Source organism: Bacillus sp. LR--39 (assembly GCF_053613335.1).
On record NZ_JBSIOT010000469.1, the window covers coordinates 1 to 939 of the forward strand.

General features: G+C 48.2%; 2 pseudogenes. Both read right to left on the reverse strand.

Going from position 1 to position 939, the window contains the following annotated elements:
• Positions 1 to 210: pseudogene (locus tag ACWHAR_RS24210) on the reverse strand (sodium:proton antiporter); the annotation flags it as partial.
• 74 nt (positions 211 to 284) lie between these two features.
• Positions 285 to 939: pseudogene (locus ACWHAR_RS24215) on the reverse strand (leucyl aminopeptidase); the annotation flags it as partial.

Here is a 939-nt window from a genome sequence, read left to right on the forward strand (position 1 = left end):
AGCTTTAACCGTTTCGCCAAGACCAAGCCCGCCTGTTAACCCGCCGGCCAAAGCGCCTATAATTAATGCGATAACAATATTGACACGCAGCAGGCTTAATACAAGCATAAGCAGGACTGCGATGACGACTGCATTCATGATGATACCCCTCCAAAAATCCTTTAGTTTGCTAATGTAGTAGATAAATAAAGTACGAACGTATCGTATCATAACCGATCCACTTTAGTCAACTAAAGATTTCGGAAGAAAAAATCCCTGCCGCATCATACAGCAGGGATTTTTCATTACTCGTTTTTATCTTCTTCCAATGTAAATCGCTCCGCAAGTGTAGCCAGTGTTCTTGCCATAACGCCGGTAGCCCCGGCCGGTCCGAAGCAGGTTGCTTTATTGGCAGTCGCTGTGCCTGCAATATCAAGGTGAACCCAAGGTGTTGACTCAGCGAATTCACCAAGAAACGTTCCTGCCATAATCGCATGTCCCTCGCGTCCCGGTGAATTGTTGAGATCCGCCATTTGGCTGCTTTTCACGCGTTTTTTATCCTTCTCTGTTATCGGCAGCTGCCAGATCGCCTCGCCGCACTCTTGTGCAGCATCAGCTACCTGCTGGTAAAAGCTTTGATCATTTGTCATTGCACCGGTCGTTTCTGTTCCTAATGCCACAACGACGCCGCCGGTAAGCGTAGCTACATCGACAAGAACTGACGCGCCATGCTGTTTCGCGTATGTAATGCCATCTGCAAGCACTAGCCTTCCTTCAGCATCCGTATTAAGGATTTCTATTGTTTTTCCGCTTAAAGATACGATCACGTCATCCGGCTTCATGGCCCCGCCTGAGATCATATTATCGGTTGATGGAATAACGCACAGCACGTTTTGCTCAGGACGAAGCTCTCCGATCGTTTCCATAGCGCCGAGAACCGCAGCTGCTCCTCCCATATCT